General features: G+C 73.5%; 18 protein-coding genes. 13 read left to right on the top strand and 5 right to left on the bottom strand.

The window, feature by feature from the left end; translation table 11 throughout:
- Positions 1 to 24: 24 nt before the first annotated feature.
- On the bottom strand, positions 25 to 822 hold the full coding sequence (locus IE318_RS25445) for a PspA/IM30 family protein (RefSeq protein WP_078917489.1): 798 nt from the start codon (positions 820 to 822) through the stop codon (positions 25 to 27).
- A gap of 285 nt (positions 823 to 1,107) precedes the next feature.
- Here IE318_RS25445 and IE318_RS25440 point away from each other — a divergent pair, with 285 nt between their 5' ends.
- The 3 genes from IE318_RS25440 to IE318_RS25430 all read left to right on the top strand — a co-directional run bounded on the left by IE318_RS25440 (position 1,108) and on the right by IE318_RS25430 (position 3,723).
- Positions 1,108 to 1,707 (top strand): DUF3043 domain-containing protein, encoded by a 600-nt coding sequence (locus tag IE318_RS25440; RefSeq protein ID WP_229903736.1) that lies wholly within the window; start codon positions 1,108 to 1,110, stop codon positions 1,705 to 1,707.
- 83 nt (positions 1,708 to 1,790) lie between these two features.
- Complete coding sequence (locus IE318_RS25435; RefSeq protein WP_189903977.1) at positions 1,791 to 2,492, top strand: class I SAM-dependent methyltransferase; 702 nt, start codon at positions 1,791 to 1,793, stop codon at positions 2,490 to 2,492.
- A 79-nt stretch (positions 2,493 to 2,571) separates the two neighbouring features.
- Positions 2,572 to 3,723 carry a S1C family serine protease gene (locus IE318_RS25430; protein WP_189903975.1) on the top strand — a complete coding sequence of 384 codons (1,152 nt, stop codon included), beginning with the start codon at positions 2,572 to 2,574 and terminating at the stop codon, positions 3,721 to 3,723.
- Positions 3,724 to 3,780: 57 nt separating this feature from the next.
- Here the strand turns inward: IE318_RS25430 and IE318_RS25425 are convergent, their stop codons facing one another.
- Complete coding sequence (locus tag IE318_RS25425; protein WP_189903973.1) at positions 3,781 to 3,999, bottom strand: hypothetical protein; 219 nt, start codon at positions 3,997 to 3,999, stop codon at positions 3,781 to 3,783.
- 114 nt (positions 4,000 to 4,113) lie between these two features.
- Between IE318_RS25425 and IE318_RS25420 the strand changes: the two genes are divergently transcribed.
- Entirely contained in the window at positions 4,114 to 5,322 is a 1,209-nt protein-coding gene (locus tag IE318_RS25420; RefSeq protein ID WP_189903971.1) for a bifunctional adenosylcobinamide kinase/adenosylcobinamide-phosphate guanylyltransferase, read from the top strand.
- A gap of 40 nt (positions 5,323 to 5,362) precedes the next feature.
- Here IE318_RS25420 and IE318_RS25415 read toward each other — a convergent pair whose 3' ends face one another.
- Complete coding sequence (locus tag IE318_RS25415; protein ID WP_030181932.1) at positions 5,363 to 6,442, bottom strand: class I SAM-dependent methyltransferase; 1,080 nt, start codon at positions 6,440 to 6,442, stop codon at positions 5,363 to 5,365.
- 193 nt (positions 6,443 to 6,635) lie between these two features.
- On the opposite strand from IE318_RS25415, the gene cobT reads away from it, so the two are divergent.
- The 3 genes from cobT (at position 6,636) to IE318_RS25400 (ending at position 10,436) form a co-directional block, all read left to right on the top strand.
- The gene (gene cobT / locus IE318_RS25410) at positions 6,636 to 7,745 is read left to right on the top strand and encodes a nicotinate-nucleotide--dimethylbenzimidazole phosphoribosyltransferase (RefSeq protein WP_189903969.1); all 1,110 of its coding nucleotides are present in this window, start codon (positions 6,636 to 6,638) and stop codon (positions 7,743 to 7,745) included.
- A 146-nt stretch (positions 7,746 to 7,891) separates the two neighbouring features.
- The gene (locus tag IE318_RS25405) at positions 7,892 to 9,667 is read left to right on the top strand and encodes a phosphatidylglycerol lysyltransferase domain-containing protein (RefSeq protein ID WP_189903967.1); all 1,776 of its coding nucleotides are present in this window, start codon (positions 7,892 to 7,894) and stop codon (positions 9,665 to 9,667) included.
- Positions 9,668 to 9,686: 19 nt separating this feature from the next.
- Positions 9,687 to 10,436: a hypothetical protein gene (locus tag IE318_RS25400; RefSeq protein ID WP_189903966.1), complete on the top strand. Its 750-nt coding sequence runs from the start codon at positions 9,687 to 9,689 to the stop codon at positions 10,434 to 10,436.
- Here the strand turns inward: IE318_RS25400 and IE318_RS25395 are convergent.
- Positions 10,358 to 11,140, bottom strand: coding sequence for a hypothetical protein (locus IE318_RS25395; protein ID WP_189903964.1), 783 nt, complete (start codon positions 11,138 to 11,140; stop codon positions 10,358 to 10,360). The two genes, IE318_RS25400 and IE318_RS25395, sit on opposite strands and share 79 nt — an antisense overlap.
- 162 nt (positions 11,141 to 11,302) lie before the next feature.
- Here IE318_RS25395 and IE318_RS25390 point away from each other — a divergent pair, with 162 nt between their 5' ends.
- Both IE318_RS25390 and IE318_RS25385 read left to right on the top strand, forming a co-directional pair.
- Entirely contained in the window at positions 11,303 to 12,076 is a 774-nt protein-coding gene (locus IE318_RS25390; protein WP_189904010.1) for an adenosylcobinamide-GDP ribazoletransferase, read from the top strand.
- Positions 12,077 to 12,162: 86 nt separating this feature from the next.
- A complete protein-coding gene (locus tag IE318_RS25385) occupies positions 12,163 to 12,810 on the top strand; it encodes an RDD family protein (RefSeq protein WP_189903962.1) in 648 nt (215 codons plus the stop codon).
- Here IE318_RS25385 and IE318_RS25380 read toward each other — a convergent pair.
- On the bottom strand, positions 12,770 to 13,633 hold the full coding sequence (locus IE318_RS25380; protein WP_229903735.1) for an endo alpha-1,4 polygalactosaminidase: 864 nt from the start codon (positions 13,631 to 13,633) through the stop codon (positions 12,770 to 12,772). The genes IE318_RS25385 and IE318_RS25380 overlap by 41 nt on opposite strands.
- A gap of 278 nt (positions 13,634 to 13,911) precedes the next feature.
- Between IE318_RS25380 and IE318_RS25375 the strand changes: the two genes are divergently transcribed.
- The 4 genes from IE318_RS25375 (at position 13,912) to IE318_RS25360 (ending at position 19,833) form a co-directional block, all read left to right on the top strand.
- On the top strand, positions 13,912 to 15,438 hold the full coding sequence (locus tag IE318_RS25375; protein ID WP_189903960.1) for a leucyl aminopeptidase: 1,527 nt from the start codon (positions 13,912 to 13,914) through the stop codon (positions 15,436 to 15,438).
- Between the two features lie 245 nt (positions 15,439 to 15,683).
- Positions 15,684 to 17,072 (top strand): dihydrolipoyl dehydrogenase, encoded by a 1,389-nt coding sequence (gene lpdA / locus IE318_RS25370; protein ID WP_189903958.1) that lies wholly within the window; start codon positions 15,684 to 15,686, stop codon positions 17,070 to 17,072.
- Positions 17,073 to 17,134: 62 nt separating this feature from the next.
- Entirely contained in the window at positions 17,135 to 18,916 is a 1,782-nt protein-coding gene (gene sucB, locus IE318_RS25365) for a 2-oxoglutarate dehydrogenase, E2 component, dihydrolipoamide succinyltransferase (RefSeq protein WP_189903955.1), read from the top strand.
- 293 nt (positions 18,917 to 19,209) lie between these two features.
- On the top strand, positions 19,210 to 19,833 hold the full coding sequence (locus IE318_RS25360; protein WP_189903953.1) for a GntR family transcriptional regulator: 624 nt from the start codon (positions 19,210 to 19,212) through the stop codon (positions 19,831 to 19,833).
- Positions 19,834 to 19,998 lie beyond the last annotated feature (165 nt).

Here is a 19,998-nt window from a genome sequence, read left to right as displayed (position 1 = left end):
GGCCCCGGCTGTCGGTGAGTGGGTCTACTGCTTGTCGAAGCGGGGGGTGTCCTGCGGCTGCTGCTGGGGCTGCGCCTGGCCCTGGCCGCCCTCGATGGCCTGCCGGTCCGCGGACGAGCCTCCGGCCAGCTCCGCCTTCATGCGCTGGAGCTCCAGCTCCACATCCGTACCACCGGAGATCCGGTCCAGCTCGGCGGCGATGTCGTCCTTGGCCATGCCGGTGGGGTCGTCCAGGGCGCCGGAGGCGAGCAGCTCGTCGATGGCGCCGGCGCGGGCCTGGAGCTGGGCGGTCTTGTCCTCGGCGCGCTGGATGGCCAGGCCGACGTCGCCCATCTCCTCGGAGATGCCGGAGAACGCCTCGCCGATCCGGGTCTGCGCCTGGGCAGCGGTGTAGGTCGCCTTGATCGTCTCCTTGCGGGTACGGAAGGCGTCGACCTTGGCCTGGAGGCGCTGGGCGGCCAGGGTGAGCTTCTCCTCCTCGCCCTGGAGGGTCGCGTGCTGCGTCTCGAGGTCCGTCACCTGCTGCTGGAGGGCGGCCTTGCGGGAGAGCGCCTCGCGGGCCAGGTCCTCGCGGCCCAGCGCGAGCGCCTTGCGGCCCTGGTCCTCCAGCTTGGTGGACTGCTGCTGCAGCTGGTTGAGCTGGAGCTCCAGGCGCTTGCGGCTGGTCGCCACGTCGGCGACGCCGCGCCGCACCTTCTGCAACAGCTCCAGCTGCTTCTGGTACGAGTAATCGAGGGTCTCGCGCGGGTCCTCGGCCCGGTCAAGGGCCTTGTTCGCCTTCGCGCGGAAGATCATCCCCATACGCTTCATGACACCGCTCATGGGCTTCGCGCGCCCCCTTCTGACGGACTCCAGCTCACAGCTCTGCGACAGAACCCACAGTACGGGCCCTGCATCCATTACCGCACTGTTCGGGAACGGATGCGGTCATCCCCAAGGACGACTGCGCCCGTTTCCGCTCCGGCGTAGGGAGTAGGTGACCCCCGGGCACCGTCGGCCGGCCGCGTGCGCAACGTCCCCTCTGTCCCCTTGGAGACGACCGGTGTTGCCGGATCGTTCCCCGCGGGGCTGGGGTCCATGCGGGTCAAGCCCTTACCCTTGGGTTTTGTGTTCCGTAGCCGTGCCAAGGAAGAGAAGGCCCCGGCCGCCGACAAGGCGCCGGTGAACTTCTCCAAGCAGACCCGTGACCCGCAGGCGCCCAAGGGCCGCCCCACGCCCAAGCGCAGTGAGGCCCAGTCCCAGCGCCGCAGCGTGGCCAACACGCCGACCTCGCGCAAGGAAGCCGCCAAGCGGCAGCGCGAGGAGCGCCGTACGCAGATGGAGCGGCAGCGCCAGGCGCTGGCCAGCGGCGACGAGCGCTACCTCCCGGCCCGCGACAAGGGCCCGGTGCGCCGGTTCGCCCGCGACTTCATCGACTCCCGGTTCAACATCGCGGAGTTCTTCCTGCCGATGGCCGTGGTCATCCTGGTGCTGAGCATGGTGCGGGTGGGCTACCTGCAGAACCTGGCTCTGCTGCTGTGGCTCGTCGTGATCGTGCTGATCGTGCTGGACTCGATCGTCACCGGTTTCCGGCTGAAGAAGCGGCTCGCCGAGCGCTTCCCGGCCGAGAACAAGCGGGGCGCGGTCGCCTACGCCCTGATGCGCTCCCTGCAGATGCGCCGGCTCCGGCTGCCGAAGCCGCAGGTCAAGCGCGGAGAGCGGCCCTGAGCGCGGAGCCTTTCACCGGGGGTGCGGCCGATGCCTGGCTGGACAAGCTGGGCGGGCTGCGTGATGTCGTACGGCAGGAGCTGGTGGCCCGGCAGCTCGACGAGCAGATAGCCGGGCGGTTCCGGGTCGGGCAGCGGCTGCGGGTGCTCGACGTGGGCATGGGCCAGGGCACGCAGGCGCTGCGGCTGGCACGGGCGGGGCACCAGGTGACCGGCCTGGAACGCGACCAGAAGATGATCTCCGTGGCGCGCGAGGCGCTGGCCGCCGAGCCGGAGGGCATCCGGGCGCGGATGCGGATCGTCGAGGGCGACGGCCAGGACACCGGGGTGCACTTCCTGCCGGGCAGCTTCGACGTGGTGCTCTGCCACGGCGTGCTGATGTACGTCGAGGAGCCCGATCCGCTGCTGGCGGGGCTGGCCCGGATGCTCGCGCCCGGCGGACTGCTGTCGCTGCTGGTGCGCAACGGTGACGCGCTGGCGCTGCGGCCGGGACTGGCCGGCGACTGGCCGGCGGCGCTGGCCGCGTTCGACACGACGGCGTACCGGAACCGGCTGGGGCTGGATGTGCGGGCGGACCGGCTCGCCGATCTGACGGCGACGCTCGCCGGGATCGGGGCGCCGCTGCACGCCTGGTACGGGGTGCGGGTCCTCACGGACACGGCGGCTGACGACGCCCGGCCCCCGGCGGATGTGGAGACGCTGCTGGCGGCGGAGGAGCGGGCCGGACGCACCGACCCGTACCGCGCGGTCGCGGCGCTGCTGCATCTGTGCGGGGTGCGCGGCTGAGGCCGCGGTCTCTCTTCGGGTCCGCTCGTTCGGGTGAGCCCGGCAAGCCGGGTGTTCACCCCGCCGTGAGACTCGGTGCATGGACGTTTCCGGTTCCCGCCGTGCCCGTTCCCGCCGCGCCCGCCGCGCCCGAGCCCGCCGTGCCCATTCCTTCCGGCCGGCTCTCCGGACGGCCGTTCGGCTCGCCGCCGCCGTGATCTTCAGCGTCGCGCTGCTGTCCGGCTGCGACGGCTCGTCGACTCCGGAGGAGGCCGCGGCCTCGAGGACGAAGGACGCCTCCGGGGAACGGCAGGTGGCCGCGCCCGCGACCGCCGGCGACCTCCAGGCCGAGTACCAGCGGGTGATCAAGGACGTACTGCCGTCGGTGGTGCAGATCCAGACCGGCACTGAGCTGGGGTCGGGCGTGGTGTACGACGACAAGGGGCACATCGTCACCAACGCGCACGTCGTCGGGAACGCGAAGCGGTTCCGCGTCACCACGGCGGGCGGCCGGCAGCCGTTCACCGCGACGCTCGTCTCCTCGTACCCGGACCAGGACCTCGCCGTGGTCAAGCTGGACAAGGTGCCGCCCGATCTGAAGGCGGCCACCTTCGGTGACTCGCAGAAGGTGGAGGTCGGGCAGATCGTCCTGGCCATGGGCTCGCCGCTCGGGCTGGCGTCGAGCGTGACCGAGGGGATCGTGTCGGCGACCGGGCGCACCGTGAGCGAGGGGCAGGGCGGCGGCACCGGGGCCACGATCGCCAACATGGTGCAGACGTCGGCCGCGATCAACCCGGGCAACAGCGGCGGCGCGCTGGTGAACCTGAACGGTGAGGTCATCGGCATCCCGACGCTCGCCGCCGCCGATCCCCAGCTCGGCGGCAGCGCGGCGCCCGGCATCGGCTTCGCGATCCCGGCGTCGATGGCGAGGACGATCGCCGGCCAGATCGTGAAGTACGGCAAGGTCGTCGACTCCGGGCGGGCGGCGCTGGGCATCACCGGACGCACCGTCGTCGACGCCTCCTACCGGCCCGCCGGGGTCGCCGTGGTCGAGGTGAGGGCGGGCGGCGCGGCGGACAGGGCGGGGATCCGGCCCGGGGACGTCATCATCCGGGTCGGCGACGACGACATCACGACGATGACCTCCCTGGCCGAGGCGCTGGCGTCCGACAAGCCGGGGCAGAAGACGACGGTGACGTACGCGCGCGACGGCGCCAGGAAGACGGCGGAGGTCACGCTGGGCGAGCAGTGAGCCGTACGGAAACGGGGGCGAGGGGCGGCCGGTGACCGCCCCTCCCCGGACGGGGAGCTACTCCGGGGCCCCTTCGGCGTGCAGGCTCATCGGGCCGTAGATCTCCGCGGAGTCCTCGAACAGCCGCACCTGGTCCGCGCCGCCGTCGAGCAGGGCCTTCCAGTTCTCCCCGATCCAGGACTCGGCGTCGCCCTGCGTGGTGAACTCCTCGGGCTGTACCGCCGGCTGGACCTCCGTCCCGTCGGCCGTCTCGAACCGCCACGTCCATGCCACCATGTACGCCTCCCTGGTGTGAGCACACTCCACAGCGGAAGCCGGATCTTGGTCCGGCTCCTGCCCGCAGCCTAGTCGGATGCGCAAGACCTGCGGCGACCCGGGAAAATCGGGTCCGTGGACGTGACTCTGCTCGGCACCGGTGCCCCCGCGGGACTTCCCCGCCCCCACTGCCCCTGCGCGGCCTGCGCGACGGCGCTCGGCGCGCACGCGCGCGCGGCGACGGCGCTGCTCGTGGACGGGGCGGTGCTGCTGGACCTGACGCCGGGCGCGGCGTTCGCGGCCGCGCGGGCCGGCACGTCGCTGAGCGGCGTACGGCAGGTGCTGCTGTCGCATCCGCACGAGGGGCCGGCCGTCGAGGTGCCGGCCGGGCTGCCGCAGCCGGGCCGGGTGCCGGACGGGCGGGAGCTGGCACTGCTGACGGGGCATCGGGTGCGGGCGGTGGCGCTGGACGCGCCGGGCACGGGCTACGCGGTGACCGGGCCGGGCGGGGAGCGGCTGCTGTACCTGCCGCCGGGCGGCGCGCCGGCCGGTCTGGAGGAGGACACGGACACGGCGCGGACATACGACATGGTCGTCGCGGACGTCGTGGGGCGGCCGGACGCCCTGGCCAAGCTGCGGGCGGTGGGCGCGGCGGGCCCGGCCACGGACGTCGTCGCCGTCCACCTGGACCATGACGTGCCACCGGGGCCGGAGCTGCGGCGGCGGCTCGCGGCGGCCGGGGCGCGGGCGGTGCCGGACGGCACCACGCTGGCGGTCGGGGCGTACGAGGACGTACCGGACGTGCCGCGGCGCACGCTGGTGCTGGGCGGGGCGCGGTCGGGCAAGTCGATGGAGGCCGAACGGCGGCTGGAGGCCTTCCCCGGGGTGCTGTACGTGGCCACGGGCGGCGTCCGGGGCGGCGACACCGAGTGGGCGGCCAGGGTCGCGGCGCACCGGGAGCGGCGGCCGGGCTCCTGGCGCACGGCCGAGACCTGTGACCTGGTGCCGCTGCTGGCGGAGGAGGGTCCGCCGCTGCTGATCGACTGTCTGTCGCTGTGGCTGACGGACGCCATGGACTCCGTCGGCGCCTGGGACGACGCCGAGTGGGCCGACGGCGGCGAACGGGCCCTGCGGGAGCGGGTGGCGGAGCTGACGGCCGCGGTCCGGGCGAGCCGCCGGACGGTGGTCGCGGTCTCCAACGAGGTCGGCTCCGGCATTGTCCCGGCCACCGCCTCGGGCCGCCGCTACCGCGACGAACTCGGCCGCCTGAACGCGGGGTTCGCCGCGGAGTGCGAGCAGGTGCTGCTGGTGGTGGCGGGGCAGGCGCTGGTGCTGCGCGGCTGAGCGGCGGCCGGGCCGCGGCCCCGGTACGGCCCCGGTGCGGCTATGTGTCTCTCCGGGCGACGATGCGGTAGCCGTTGGAGAGGCCGGGGGTGCGGCGCAGGAGCGGGGACAGGAGGAGGTCCGCGGCCGCCGCCGCGGCGACCAGGGGGGTGGTGGCGGTGGAGAGGATCGCTCGCAGGGCGCGGCTCAGGGGGCCCGGCGGGGTGTCGCGCCAGGGGGTGTCGGGGGCGGGCAGGGCGTGGGTGAGGGCCAGGGCGAGGGCCGCCGACAGGTCGTTGGGGGTGTGGGGGGTGCGGCGGTCGGTGACGAGGATCGTGCAGCCGGCGGACTCCAGTTCCGCGCGGAGGTTGTGCAGGGGCAGCAGATGCAGATGGCGCGGCTGGCCGTGGGGCAGCCACCACTTGCCCAGCAGCAGGGCGAACAGGCTGCGCGGGTCGGGGAGTTCGACGAGGAGGTGGCCTCCGGGCCGTAGCGCGCCGAGGGCGCCGCGCAGTTCCGCGCGGGGGTCGCGGGCGTGGGCCAGGTGGTGGAACACGCTGACCACGTCGTAGCGGCCGCGCAGACGGTCCGCGATGTGCGGGTCGGCCAGATGGCCGATGTGGGCCTCCTCGATCCGCCCGGCCGCGCGGGCCGCCTCCACGCGCGGCGTCGGGTCGAGCCCGTCGAAGGAGGTGTACGGGAACACCTCGCGGGCCGCCGCCGGGAAGTGGGCGTGGCCCGTGCCGACGTCGAGCCAGCTCTCCGGTTCCCCCACGTTCCGCATCAGGTGCGCGTCGGCGCGGTGGCGGCGCCGGTCACGGCGGGCGGCGAGCACCTGGTGCGGGAGGCCGCCGGGGCCGGTCTCGTCGTGGTCCCGGCGGTAGAAGGCCAGCCCCTCCGGGGTGAGCCGGGGGTTCTGGAAGGCGTGCCCGCAGTCACCGCACTGGTCGAGCGCGAACCTGCCGGGCTTGTGCTGGAGCAGGTCCGGCGCCCGCAGCCGGGTGCGCAGCCGGGCCGAGCCGCACCACGGGCAGTTCTCGCGGCGCGGCTCGTGGAACCGGTCGGTGCCCTGGGCGAGTTCGGCGGCGTACGCGATGCGGCGCGGGTCGCAGGCCCGCGAGGCGTACGGCAGGGGCGGCATGGGCGGCTCCCGGTGGGGCGAGAGGGTGTACGGCGGTGAACCGCCGGCCCGCGCGACCGATGTCGGCGGCCCAGCGCGACAATTCACTGCAAAGGGAACGTATGAGATCGGGATCTTGGTCGGGAAGACGCCGTACGGGTGTGGTGGCGACGTGGCTCGGTCGTGTTCGAGCGGGGCCGGTACTGTTCGGCGAATGAGCTCGCTGAATCTCGACGACTTCACCGATCTGATCGAGCGTCCGGACGGCGGCATGCGCCGTGACGCCGAGGCGCGCCGGGAGCGTCAGATCGTGCCGCCCGGTTCGCTGGGCCGCCTCGACGACCTGGGTGAGTGGCTGGCCGCGGCGCAGGGCGCCGTGCCGGTGCGGGCGGTCGAACGGCCGCGGGTGGTTCTCTTCGCCGGTGACCACGGCGTCGCGGAACTCGGCGTCTCGGCGCGGCCCGCGGGCGGTGCCGAGCGGCTGGTGCGGGCGGTCCTGGAGGGCGGCCGGCCGGTGTCCGTGCTGGCCCGGCGGCTCGGGGTGCCGGTGCGGGTGGTGGACATGGCCCTGGACTGCGCTCCCGACACGCTGCCCGAGGACGTCGTACGGCACCGGGTGCGGCGCGGCAGCGGACGCATCGACATCCAGGACGCGCTGACCCTCGACGAGGCGGAGGCCGCGTTCCGGGCCGGCATCGCGGTGGCCGACGAGGAGGCCGACTCCGGTACGGACCTGGTGGTGCTCGGCGACGTCAGCGTGGGCGGCACCACCGCGGCGGCGGTGCTGATCGCCGCGCTGTGCGGAACGGACGCGTCCGTGGTGACCGGGCGCGGCGGTGAGCCGATCGACGACCTGGCGTGGATGCGCAAGTGCGCCGCGATCCGGGACGCGCTGCGGCGGGCCCGGCCCGTGCTCGGGGACCAGTTGCGGCTGCTGGCGACGGTGGGCGGGGCCGATCTGGCCGCGATGACCGGTTTCCTGCTGCAGTGCGCGGTGCGCAAGCTGCCGGTGATCCTGGACGGCGTGGTCTCGGCCGCGTGCGCCCTGGTGGGGCAGCGGGTGGCGTTCCGTGCGCCGGACTGGTGGCTGGCGGGGCACAGCAGCGGGGAGCCGGGCCAGGCCAAGGCCCTGGACCGGATGGCGCTGGAGCCGCTGCTCGACCACAAGGTGACCGTCGGCGAGGGCGCGGGCGCGCTGCTGGCGCTGCCGCTGGTCCAGGCCGCGGCGGCACTGGCGGCGGAGCTTCCCGAGGCCACCCCCGAGGAAGCCGAGAAGGAAGAGGAGAAGCCGGACGAGGACGCGGCCGGGCACGGCTCGGAGTGACACGGGACGCGGGGCCCGTGCGGCGGCGCCCCGGCTGACACCCCGGCCGGCACCCCGGGCGACACACCTCTCGTGCCCGCTCTTGCGGTGACGGACCGTCGACAAAACGGACGTTCGCCGCAAGAGCCCCCATATGATCAACCTTCATGGGAGATGCCCGAGTCGTACCCGTCCGTCCCGGTGGCGCGAGCGCGCGGCGGGCCGCCGCGTTCGCCGTCTGGTACCTGCGGGCCGTCGCGTTCCTCAACTTCCTCAGCGCGGTGTGGGTCTCCCTGGGCCAGGACGTACGGCGCCACAACCAGCAGGACCTCTTCACGCCGTATCTGCTCACCGCCGGCTTCGCCTCCGGCGTCTTCACCGCGTTCCTGGCCGTCACCATGCGCCGCCGCAAGCGGGCCGCCTGGATCCTGAACCTCGGGCTGAGCGGGCCGTTCCTGGCGCTGTTCGCGTTCGCCCAGGCGACGTTCCCGGAGGTCCGCGATTCCGTCCAGAACTGGGTCTCCCTGGCGCTGACCGCCGCCTTCGTCGCCGCGCTGCTGCTCGGGCGGCGCGAGTTCTACGCCAAGGGCGACCGCGCCAACCCCCGCCTGGCCGCCGCCGTAGCCGTGGGCGGGGCACTGTCGGCCTCGCTGCTGGCCGCACTGCTGGTGACGGTCACCAACCATGCGGCGGACGCGGCCCGTTCCACGTTCCTCCAGCGCTGGCACTACGGCACGCTGCGGCTGGTCTCGGTCGCCGCACCGGAGGCCCACTTCCCCGGCATCGCCACCCCCAACTGGGCGAACGTCGCCGTCAACGCGCTGTCCACCGCCCTCGTCCTCGCCGTCCTCTACGCCGCCTTCCGCTCCCGGCGCGCCGTCGACCCGCTCACCACGGACGACGAGAAGCGGCTGCGGGAGCTGCTCCAGCGGCACGGCGAGCGGGACTCTCTCGGCTACTTCGCGCTGCGCCGGGAGAAGAGCGTCATCTGGTCGCCCACCGGCAAGGCCGCCGTCGCCTACCGCGTGGTGGGCGGCGTCAGCCTCGCCTCCGGTGACCCCATCGGCGACCCCGAGGCCTGGCCCGGCGCCATCGGACCCTGGCTGGACCAGGCGCGGGCGCACGGCTGGATCCCGGCGGTGATGGGCGCGAGCGAGGAGGCGGGCACGGTCTACGCCCGGCACGGGCTGGACGCCCTGGAGCTCGGCGACGAGGCCCTGGTGGACGTCGCCGAGTTCACCCTGGAGGGACGGGCCATGCGCACCGTGCGGCAGGCCCGCAACCGGGTGCGACGGGCCGGGTACACGGTGCGCGTCCGGCGGCACGAGGACATCCCCGCGGACCAGATGGCGTATCTGATCGAACGTGCGGACGACTGGCGGGACGGGGCCACCGAGCGCGGGTTCAGCATGGCGCTGGGCCGGCTCGGGGACCCCGCGGACGGGCAGTGCGTGATGCTGGAGTGCCACGACGCCCACGGCGACCTGAAGGCGCTGCTCTCCTTCGTGCCGTGGGGGCCGCACGGGCTCTCCCTCGACCTCATGCGCCGCGACCGGCACGCCGAGAACGGGCTCATGGAGTTCATGGTGCTCGAACTGCTGCGCCGCGCCGGCGAGATCGGGGTCACCCAGGTCTCCCTCAACTTCGCAGTGTTCCGCTCGGTCTTCGAGCGCGGCGCGCGCCTCGGCGCCGGACCGGTGCTGCGGCTGTGGCGGTCGCTGCTCAGCTTCTTCTCCCGCTGGTGGCAGATCGAGTCGCTGTACCGCGCCAACGCCAAGTACCGGCCCATCTGGGAGCCACGGTTCCTGCTCTTCGAGAAGAGCGCGGACCTGCCGCGCATCGGCCTCGCGGCGGCACGCGCGGAGGGCTTCCTGGCGGCAGGGCCCGGCACGCCGGGCCTGCCCAGGTGGCTGCACCGCGGGCACCTGGAGACACCGCGATGAGGATGCCGGGGAAGGCCTGATGAGGACGCTCGCCCGCTGGGCCCGCGCCGAGTGGGGGCTCGTGTACGACACCGTGCGCGAGCCGCTGCTGCGGCGCCGCCTGCGGGCGGTCCCGACGACGCTCGCCGCGGTGTGCCTGACGGCGCTGCTCCAGTACGCGCAGAACCAGCCCTGGGGCCGCGGCTTCGTCCACCGCGTCGGGTCCGTACGGGCCGAGGACCCGCTCTGGCTGTCCCTGCTGCGCACCCCGATGTCGCTGTTCGTGCCGGCCCCGGACCTGCCGGTGTACGGGGCGCTGGCGCAGATCCTGGGCGTGTTCGGCGTCGCCGAGATCTGCCTGGGCCGGTGGCGCACCCTCGCCGTCGCCTACGTCGCCACGCTCGCCGGCACCCTGTACGCGCGCCTGGGGATCGCGCTGGGCCCCGGCAGTCCGCTGGGCCTGCCCCGCACCGAGGCGCACGTGGTGGACACCGGCCCGTCCGCCGCGGTGGTGGGGCTCGCGGTGTACCTCGGCTGGCGTTACGGCGCGTACGTCACGGCGGGCGCGGTGACCGCGGCGATGGCGGTCGAGGTGGCGCTGAAGGAGAACCTGGCGGGCCGGGAGCACCTGGCGGCGCTCACGGCCGTGGCACTGGTGTGCGCGCTGTCCGCCGTACGGCGCCGGTGGCCCGGGCATGGGGGCCGGGTCCCTCACTCACCGTCCGGACCTGGCCCCGGCCCCGGCAGCCGGGCCGACCGCGCGTCGGGTCTGCCGCCGATCCAGTCCTGAACCGCGCGGCGGGGACGGTCCCAGCGGCGGTCGTGGCGCTGGGCTCGCAGAGCGGCCCGGACGCGGGCGCGCGGGCGGCGGCGGTAGAAGTGCCTGGCCCAGTACGAGTCGGGGCGGGCCAGCCGGACGGCGCCGACCAGGGCGAGGAAGGGGACGATCACCCCGAGGACGGCCAGCCGGAACTTGCCCTTGCCGAGGGCCACCAGGGAGAACACGAAGTTCACGACCACGCCGGAGATGACCGTCCCCCGGTCCTGCAGCTCGTCCGCGGTCATGTCGTTGACACCGAACGGGGAGAAGCCCGCGAGCACCAGCCCGACCAGTGCCGCGGTGAGGACGACCACCTCGACGCTCTTGCGGCCCGCCTCGCTCCAGTAGACGTCGTCCAGGTGCAGAAGGAGCGCGAACTCGTCCAGGACCAGGCCCGCGCCCATCCCGAAGACCACCGCGAAGGCCGCCGCTCCGAAGCCGTGCCGGCCGCTGGCGACCGCGCCGAAACCGCCGAGGACGCTGAGGACGACACCGGGGACGACGTGGTGGATGTGCAGCCCGCCGGCCCTGACGTTGCCGAAGGGCCCCCTCCCGGCCCGGATCAGGCGGGTGATGACCCGGGTGACCAGGAACGTCACGACGAAGGCGCCGAGGGCGAGGAGCAGGGGCAGTTTCCCGGGCTCGACGATGTTGCGGTACAGCCAGTGCCCCATGTGTGTAGTGTGCCGCGCCCGCCGGGGACCCGCCCGCCCGCGGCCGGCTGCGCGCCGGTCCCGTAACCTGCCCGCGTGTCCGCGCCTTCCTCCCCTTCGTCGCCCTCGTCACCCTCGCCGCCCTCCGCCTCCCCGTCCCCTCCCTCCGTGCCGTCCTCGCGGATGCCCGCGCTGCACGGTCTCCGGTTCGCCTTCGGGACGCTGACCGTCCTTCCGGTCCGGGTGAGCCGCTGGGACCGTGGCGCGGCGCGCGGCGGGATGCTCTGCGCGCCGGTCGCCGGGCTGGTCGTCGGCGTGGCCGCCGCCGCGGCGGGTCTGGTGCTGCTGTTCCTCGGCGCCGGTCCGCTCCTCGCCGCCGTCGCCACCGCCGCCGTACCCGCCGTGCTGACCCGCGGCCTGCACTTGGACGGTCTCGCCGACACCGCGGACGGACTCGGCAGCGGCAAGCCCGCCGAGGACGCGCTGCGGATCATGAAGCAGTCGGACATCGGCCCCTTCGGGGTGATCACCCTCGTCCTCGTGCTGCTCGCACAGATGGCCGCCCTGGCGCGGGCCTACGGCGACTCGTGGGCCCACGGCGCGCTGGCCGCCGTCGTCGCGGCGACCACCGCCCGGCTGGCGCTGACCCTGGCCGCGCGCCGCGGAGTGCCGGCCGCCCGTCCGGAGGGGCTGGGGGCGGCCGTCGCGGGAGTGGTCCCGGTGGCAGGCGCGCTGGGGGCCGCCCTCGTCGTCACGGGTGCGGCCGGCGCGGCGGGAGCCGGCCTCGGGACACGCACCGCCCTGCTCGCCGCGGGCGCGGTGATCGCCGCCCTGCTCGTCGCCGAGCTCCTCCTGCGCCACTGCACGCGCCGCTTCGGCGGCGTGACCGGAGACGTCTTCGGCGCCCTCGCGGAGACGGCGGCCACCACCGCCCTGGTCCTTCTGTCACTGGGCTGAAACGATCTCCGCCGATCCCTTCGGACGGCCCCGTCCCCCCGCTAGCCTGAGCCGCCGAAAAGACAGACAGTGCTGTGATCGGGGGGATGTCCGTGCCGAAGCTGCGCCGTGCCGTGGCCTGGTTCATCGACTTCGCGCTGGTGGTCGCGGCGGCCTCCGCGCTCGCCGTGCTCACCTTCCACCGGATGTCCGCGCTCGTCACCGACGTGCCCGAACTCGCCACCCGCGGCGGCCTGGACCTGCTGACCTCGCGCGGAGATGTCATCGGCGTCTCGGAGCACCTCGGACTGTCGCTGTGGGACAAGGTCGTGCTCTACGTGGAGGAGGCGTTCGGGCTGCTGGTGCTGGCCGCCTTCCTCTACCAGTGGGGGTGCCTGGCCCTTGCCGGACGCACCATCGGCAAGGGGCTGCTGGGGCTGAAGGTCACCCCGCGCAGGGCCCGCCACGCCGCCGTGCGCGCCGCCGTCACCACCACGGCCGACGTCGCCGTCTACGCCGTGGCCTGTGTGCTGCTGATCGAGGGGCACTTCCTGCTGTCGGTGCTGGTGTGGGTGGTGGCCGTGCTGGTCTTCCTGTTCAACGCCCTGCCCGTCCTCTTCCCCGGCCGGCGGTCGCTGGCCGACCGGGTGGCGGGTACGGCGGTCACCGGACTCGGGCTCGGGACCGGCACGCCCACCGGACCGGCGACGGGGTTCAGCACGCCCGGCGCCACGCCCCCAGTTCGTACTTCTTGAGCAGTGAGCTGAGCCCCAGGCGGCGGGACTGCGCGCAGAAGCGGGCGGTCGGCAGCTCGTACTCGACGTGGAACACGGCCTTGCCGGCGGCGACGAAGGGCTCGAGCTTCGCGCACTCGCCGTACTGGGCGCACTGCTCGTCGACCGCGAAGTCGAAGTCCCCGACGAGCTGCGGGATCTGGTCGAGGTCGTTCTTCAGGCCGACCGCCATGCCCCGGTCGTGGGCCAGCTCGGCGACGAGACGGTTGTAGCGGAGCTGGTCGGCGGCCGTGAGCGGGAATCCGGTGCGGTTGCGGTAGCCGTCCATGTTGTCCGGCTCCACCGCGTCGAACCCCTTCTCGCGGCACATGTCGAGGCGGGCCGCCATCAGGGGCCTCAGCACGTCGGTACGGCGGATGTCGAGCCAGCGCTCGCCCTTCCAGCCGTTGCCCCGGCCGAGCACCGACCTCGGGAACCTGTCCGCGTCCGGCCGGAAGTCCTCCCAGGCGCCGGTGGAGACGTAGCAGACGACCCTGCGGCCCTTGCGGTGCAGCTGCGCGACGGTCGCCCCGGAGTGGTCGAAGCCGTCGATGTCGTAGACCTCCGCCCGTACCGAGGTGTCGAGCCGGCCGCTGAGCTGCCACTGCCAGCTGGTTCCGGGGCGCGGCTGCCAGCGCTTCGCGGCGGAGGGCGTGGCGTCCTTCCCGGAACCGCCGTTCCCGCCGGGTCCGCCGTCTTCGCCGCGGTGGCCGGCGCAGCCGGCGAGCAGCAGGAGCAGGGCGACGAGGAGGACCGGGCGTCTCGTCGTACGGGCTATGGCGGGGCGATGCGCGGGAACGTACACCCGACGATCATCGCCGATTCTCCCCGCACGGGCGGGAGTTGCCCCGAGCCGCGCCCCGGGGCGTACGGTGCGAGGATCGGAGGGTGACGGCGACGCCGCCGCCGGGTGAACCCCGCGGGACACGGTCGGCGAAGCAACGCGCGTAGGCTCGTGCCGGGTGTTTGCCTGCCCGGGTGAAGACCGCCCCGCAGGAGGGATCTAGGGTCGGTCGTCGGGGCGGTCGACCCCACCCGCATTCGGCCACATCACCTTTTACAGGGAAGCGAGATTTCACCACCGTGACTGCTCTCACTCTCAGCACCGCCGGGGCGCCCGGCCTGCGGGCCGACGCGATCGTCGTCGGCGTCGCCAAGGGCACCAAGGGCCCGGTCGTCGCACCGGGCGCCGAGGCCGTCGACAAGGCGTACGACGGCAAGCTCGCCGACGTCCTGGAGACCCTCGGCGCCTCCGGTGCCGAGGGCGAGGTGACCAAGCTGCCCGCGCCGGCCGGTTTCAAGGCCCCGCTCGTGCTGGCGGTGGGCCTCGGCGCGGAGCCCGAGAAGGACGCCGGCTACGACGGCGAGGCGCTGCGCCGGGCCGCCGGTGTGGCCGCCCGTGCGCTGGCCGGGTCGAAGAAGGCCGCGTTCCTGCTGCCGCTGACGGACGCCGCCGACGCCGGCGCGGTCGGCGAGGGCGCGCTGCTCGGCGCTTACTCGTTCGACACGTACAAGGAGAACGGCAAGGACGCCAAGTCCGCGGGCGGCAAGGCGCCGCTCGCCGACGTCGTGCTGCTCGGCGGCAAGCCCCGCGACCGGGCCTACAAGGCGGCGATCGAGCGCGCCACGGCCGTGGCCGAGGAGCTCAACCGCGCCCGCGACCTGGTCAACACCCCGCCGAACGACCTGAACCCGGCCGCGTTCGCCGCCATCGCGCAGGACGCGGCCAAGGCGCACGGCCTGAAGGTGCAGGTGCTCGACGAGAAGGCGCTCGCCAAGGGCGGCTACGGCGGCATCCTGGGCGTCGGCTCCGGCTCGGCGTCGGCGCCGCGGCTGGTGAAGCTGTCGTACACCACCTCGAAGGCGAAGAAGCACCTGGCGCTGGTCGGCAAGGGCATCACCTACGACTCGGGCGGCATCTCGCTCAAGCCGGCCGGCCACAACGAGACGATGAAGTGCGACATGAGCGGCGCCGCCGCGGTGTTCGCCGCCGTCGTCGCGGCCGCCCGCCTCGGCCTGGAGGTCAACGTCACCGGCTGGCTGGCGCTGGCCGAGAACATGCCCTCCGGTTCCGCCACCCGCCCCGGTGACGTGCTGCGCATGTTCAGCGGCAAGACGGTGGAGGTGCTCAACACCGACGCCGAGGGCCGGCTGGTGCTCGCGGACGCGCTGTGGGCCGCCTCGCAGGAGAAGCCCGACGCGATCGTGGACGTCGCGACCCTGACCGGCGCGATGGTCCTGGCGCTGGGCAACCGCACCTTCGGCGTCATGGCGAACGACGAGGCGTTCCGCACCGCGGTCCACGAGGCGGCCGAGGAGGTCGGCGAGGAGGCCTGGCCGATGCCGCTGCCCGAGCACCTGCGCAAGGGCATGGACTCGCCGGTCGCCGACATCGCCAACATGGGCGAGCGCATGGGCGGCGGGCTGGTCGCCGGTCTGTTCCTGCGCGAGTTCATCGGCGACGGCATCACCTGGGCGCACCTGGACATCGCCGGCCCGGCCTTCAACGAGCAGGGTCCCTTCGGCTACACGCCCAAGGGCGGCACGGGCTCGGCGGTGCGCACGCTGGTCCGGCTCGCCGAACTCACGGCTTCGGGCGACCTCGGCTGACCTCCGTTCCTCTGCCACGACAGCCCCGGGTGCCTCTCGCACTCGGGGCCGTTTCGTCCGGTTGCGGCAACCGGGTGGTACGTCTCACACCCCGGCCCCGCGTCCCTTCCGCTCCCGACAAGTGCGAAGATGGGCGTCGGCAGGACAGGGCCCCCACCTAAGGGCCGAAGAACGAGCGGCCGGACACCAGCCGCCGACCGGTCACCGACGACCGGCGCACGGCGCACATGCATGGAGGACGTGACGTGGCGAACGACGCCAGCACCGTTTTCGACCTAGTGATCCTCGGCGGTGGTAGCGGTGGTTACGCCGCGGCCCTGCGCGGGGCACAGCTGGGCCTGGACGTCGCCCTGATCGAGAAGGACAAGGTCGGCGGTACCTGCCTGCACCGGGGTTGCATCCCCACCAAGGCCCTGCTGCACGCGGGCGAGATCGCCGACCAGGCCCGCGAGAGCGAGCAGTTCGGTGTCAAGACCACCTTCGAGGGCATCGACGTCCCGGCGGTCCACAAGTACAAGGACGAGGTGATCTCCGGCCTGTACAAGGGCCTGCAGGGTCTCGTCGCCTCCCGCAAGGTCACCTACATCGAGGGTGAGGGCCGGCTGTCCTCCCCGACCTCCGTGGACGTCAACGGTGAGCGGATCCAGGGCCGCCACGTCCTCCTGGCGACCGGTTCCGTGCCGAAGTCCCTGCCGGGCCTCCAGATCGACGGCGACCGCATCATCTCCTCCGACCACGCCCTGGTCCTGGACCGCGTGCCGAAGTCCGCGATCATCCTGGGCGGCGGCGTCATCGGTGTCGAGTTCGCCTCCGCCTGGAAGTCCTTCGGCGCCGACGTCACGGTCATCGAGGGCCTGAAGCACCTGGTCCCGGTCGAGGACGAGAACTCCTCGAAGCTGCTGGAGCGGGCCTTCCGCAAGCGCGGCATCAAGTTCAACCTGGGCACCTTCTTCGAGAAGGCCGAGTACACCCAGGACGGTGTCAGGGTCACCCTCGCGGACGGCAAGGTGTTCGAGGCCGAGGTGCTGCTCGTCGCCGTCGGCCGCGGCCCGGTCTCCCAGGGACTGGGCTACGAGGAGGCCGGGGTCGCCATGGACCGCGGCTACGTCCTCGTCGACGAGTACATGCGGACCAACGTCCCGACCATCTCCGCCGTCGGTGACCTGGTCCCCACGCTCCAGCTCGCGCACGTCGGCTTCGCCGAGGGCATCCTGGTGGCGGAGCGCCTGGCCGGTCTGCGGACCGTCCCGATCGACTACGACGGTGTGCCGCGGGTGACGTACTGCCACCCGGAGGTCGCCTCCGTCGGTCTCACCGAGGCCAAGGCGAAGGAGATCTACGGCGCGGACAAGGTCGTCGCTCTCAAGTACAACCTGGCGGGCAACGGCAAGAGCAAGATCCTGAAGACCGCGGGTGAGATCAAGCTCGTCCAGGTCAAGGACGGTGCGGTGGTCGGCGTCCACATGGTCGGCGACCGCATGGGCGAGCAGGTCGGCGAGGCCCAGCTGATCTACAACTGGGAGGCCCTGCCGGCCGAGGTGGCCCAGCTCATCCACGCCCACCCGACGCAGAACGAGGCGCTCGGCGAGGCCCACCTGGCCCTGGCCGGCAAGCCGCTGCACTCCCACGACTGACGCCTTCAGTCTTCGGGCGCGACGACACAGACTTCCGCACTTCGTAAGGAGCAACCGAAACCATGGCGGTTTCCGTAACCCTTCCGGCGCTCGGTGAGAGCGTCACCGAGGGCACTGTCACCCGCTGGCTGAAGGCCGAGGGCGAGCGCGTCGAGGCCGACGAGCCGCTGCTCGAGGTCTCGACCGACAAGGTCGACACCGAGATCCCCTCCCCCGCCGCCGGTGTGCTGTCCTCCATCAAGGTCGCCGAGGACGAGACGGTCGAGGTCGGCGCCGAGCTGGCCGTCATCGACGACGGCACCGGCGGCCCCGCCGCGGCTCCGGCCCCGGCCGCCGCCGAGGCTCCGGCTCCGGCCGCCGAGCCCGCCCCGGCCCCGGTCGCCGAGGCCCCGGCCGCCCCGGCCCCCGCCGCCGCTCCGGCCGCCCCGGCCGGTGGCGCCGAGGGCACGGACGTGGTCCTGCCCGCGCTCGGTGAGTCCGTCACCGAGGGCACCGTCACCCGCTGGCTGAAGGCCGTCGGTGACTCCGTCGAGGCCGACGAGCCGCTGCTCGAGGTCTCCACGGACAAGGTCGACACCGAGATCCCGGCGCCCGCCTCCGGCGTGCTCCTGGAGATCGTGGTCGGCGAGGACGAGACCGCCGAGGTCGGCGCCAAGCTCGCCGTCATCGGCGCCCCCGGTGCCGCCCCCGCCGCGGCTCCGGCTCCGGCCGCCCCGGCTCCGGCCCCCGCCGCCCCGGCCCCGGCCGCCCCCGCGGCTCCGGCCGCTCCGGCCCCGGCTCCCGCCGCCCCGGCCGCGCCCGCCCCGGCCCCGGCCCCGGCCCAGCCCGCGGCTCCGGCTCCCGCCCCGGCGCCCGCCCCCGCCCCGGTCACCCCGGCGCCGGCCGCTCCGGCCGCCGCCCAGCCGACCGACGAGGGCGCGTACGTGACCCCGCTGGTGCGCAAGCTCGCCGCCGAGAACGGCGTCGACCTGTCCACCGTCAAGGGCACCGGCGTCGGCGGCCGCATCCGCAAGCAGGACGTCCTTGCCGCCGCCGAGGCCGCCAAGGCCGCCGCCGCAGCTCCGGCTCCCGCCGCTGCCGCTCCGGCCGCCGCCCGGAAGGCCCCGGCGCTGGAGGTCTCCCCGCTGCGCGGCCAGACCGTCAAGATGCCCCGCATCCGCAAGGTCATCGGCGACAACATGGTCAAGGCGCTGCACGAGCAGGCCCAGCTGTCGTCGGTCGTCGAGGTCGACGTCACCCGTCTGATGAAGCTGCGCGCCCGGGCCAAGGACGCGTTCGCGGCCCGTGAGGGCGTCAAGCTCTCCCCGATGCCGTTCTTCGTCAAGGCCGCCGCCCAGGCGCTGAAGGCCCACCCGGTCGTCAACGCCAAGATCAACGAGGCCGAGGGCACGATCACCTACTTCGACACCGAGAACATCGGTATCGCGGTGGACTCCGAGAAGGGCCTGATGACCCCGGTCATCAAGCGCGCCGGCGACCTCAACATCGCGGGCATCGCCAAGGCCACGGCGGAGCTGGCGGGCAAGGTCCGCGCCAACAAGATCACTCCGGACGAGCTGTCCGGCGCGACCTTCACCATCTCCAACACCGGTTCGCGTGGCGCGCTGTTCGACACGATCATCGTGCCGCCGGGCCAGGTCGCGATCCTCGGCATCGGTGCCACGGTCAAGCGCCCGGCGGTCATCGAGACCGAGGAGGGCACGGTCATCGGCGTCCGCGACATGACCTACCTGACCCTCTCCTACGACCACCGCCTGGTCGACGGCGCCGACGCGGCCCGTTACCTGACGGCGGTCAAGGCCATCCTGGAGGCAGGCGAGTTCGAGGTCGAGCTGGGCCTGTAGTCGCCGGTCAGTGCAGTACGTCGGTGCCCCCGCCCGGAATCTCCGGGCGGGGGCACCGGCGTAAGGGGCGCGGAGCGGTATCCATCTGCGGCTCCGCCGCGTGGGCGCGCCCAGCCACGAACGACCCGCACTCGCCGGACAAGGGGCGGAACCGAGCTCAAAGGCGCAACCGGCCCGCCCCACCGGAGGTGTGCGCCTCGTCTCACCTGCACGAAAGCGCCCCCACGCGCCCTTCCCGCGGAGCGAACCCGCCGTATTGTCTAAACGTCAAACGCCCCGACTGAGGAGCCCTCATGACCGCGCCCGTCGTCCACTCGCTGCGCGAACAGATCCGCGAGCACATCGTGGAGGGGATCGTCAGCGGGCGCTGGAAGCCGGGCGAGCGGATCGTGGAGCGGCGGATCGCCACCGAGCTGGAGGTCAGCCAGACCCCCGTGCGCGAGGCCCTGCGCGAGCTGGAGTCGCTGCGTCTGATCGAGTCCGCGCCGAACAAGGGCGTACGCGTGCGCAACCTCACCGCGGCCGACCTGGAGGAGAGCTACCCGGTCCGGGCCGGTCTGGAGGCCATCGCGGCGGAGCTGGCGGCGGACCGCCTCGCGCAGGACTGCTCGGCCCTGGAGCCGCACGTGCTGGCCCTGTACGAGGCCGACCGCAACGCCGACGGCACCGCCCAGGTCCGCCACACGGTCGGCTTCCACCGCGAACTGGTGCGCGCCGCGCACAACTCCGTGCTGCTGCACACCTGGGAGGGCCTGGGCATCGAGGTCTTCACCGCGCTGTCGATCCGCTGGCTGGGCACCGTCCAGCAGTCGTACGCGGAGGAGCACGAGGAGCTGGTGCAGGCCTTCCGCAGGCGCGACGCGCGGATCGCCGAGCTGGTGAAGGCCCATGTCCTGGGGTGCGCGCCGCGGGCGTGACCCAGGTCTCCCAGTCGAGCACCAACCCGCTCACCTGCGGAAACCATTCGAAAACGCGGCACCGCGTGCCTGTCCGAAAGACACCCCGTGCCGACTTTCTCGTGATCGAGAGGTTTTGGCCCTCAACCCTTTGATCGATCATCGATCAGGGAGTTACAGTCACCA

Source organism: Streptomyces spiralis, assembly GCF_014654675.1.
Classification (GTDB): Bacteria; Actinomycetota; Actinomycetes; order Streptomycetales; family Streptomycetaceae; genus Streptomyces; species Streptomyces spiralis.
This window is presented reverse-complemented; position numbering and strand designations above follow the sequence as displayed.

Excerpts from the sequence above, each read along its gene's own strand:
- IE318_RS25445 (WP_078917489.1), bottom strand. The coding sequence starts at position 822 with ATGAGCGGTGTCATGAAGCGTATGGGGATGATCTTCCGCGCGAAGGCG.
- IE318_RS25430 (WP_189903975.1), top strand. The coding sequence starts at position 2,572 with ATGGACGTTTCCGGTTCCCGCCGTGCCCGTTCCCGCCGCGCCCGCCGC.
- IE318_RS25425 (WP_189903973.1), bottom strand. The coding sequence starts at position 3,999 with ATGGTGGCATGGACGTGGCGGTTCGAGACGGCCGACGGGACGGAGGTC.
- IE318_RS25415 (WP_030181932.1), bottom strand. The coding sequence starts at position 6,442 with ATGCCGCCCCTGCCGTACGCCTCGCGGGCCTGCGACCCGCGCCGCATC.
- cobT (WP_189903969.1), top strand. The coding sequence starts at position 6,636 with ATGAGCTCGCTGAATCTCGACGACTTCACCGATCTGATCGAGCGTCCG.
- IE318_RS25405 (WP_189903967.1), top strand. The coding sequence starts at position 7,892 with ATGGGAGATGCCCGAGTCGTACCCGTCCGTCCCGGTGGCGCGAGCGCG.
- IE318_RS25400 (WP_189903966.1), top strand. The coding sequence starts at position 9,687 with ATGAGGACGCTCGCCCGCTGGGCCCGCGCCGAGTGGGGGCTCGTGTAC.
- IE318_RS25395 (WP_189903964.1), bottom strand. The coding sequence starts at position 11,140 with ATGGGGCACTGGCTGTACCGCAACATCGTCGAGCCCGGGAAACTGCCC.
- IE318_RS25390 (WP_189904010.1), top strand. The coding sequence starts at position 11,303 with ATGCCCGCGCTGCACGGTCTCCGGTTCGCCTTCGGGACGCTGACCGTC.
- IE318_RS25385 (WP_189903962.1), top strand. The coding sequence starts at position 12,163 with ATGTCCGTGCCGAAGCTGCGCCGTGCCGTGGCCTGGTTCATCGACTTC.
- sucB (WP_189903955.1), top strand. The coding sequence starts at position 17,135 with ATGGCGGTTTCCGTAACCCTTCCGGCGCTCGGTGAGAGCGTCACCGAG.
- IE318_RS25360 (WP_189903953.1), top strand. The coding sequence starts at position 19,210 with ATGACCGCGCCCGTCGTCCACTCGCTGCGCGAACAGATCCGCGAGCAC.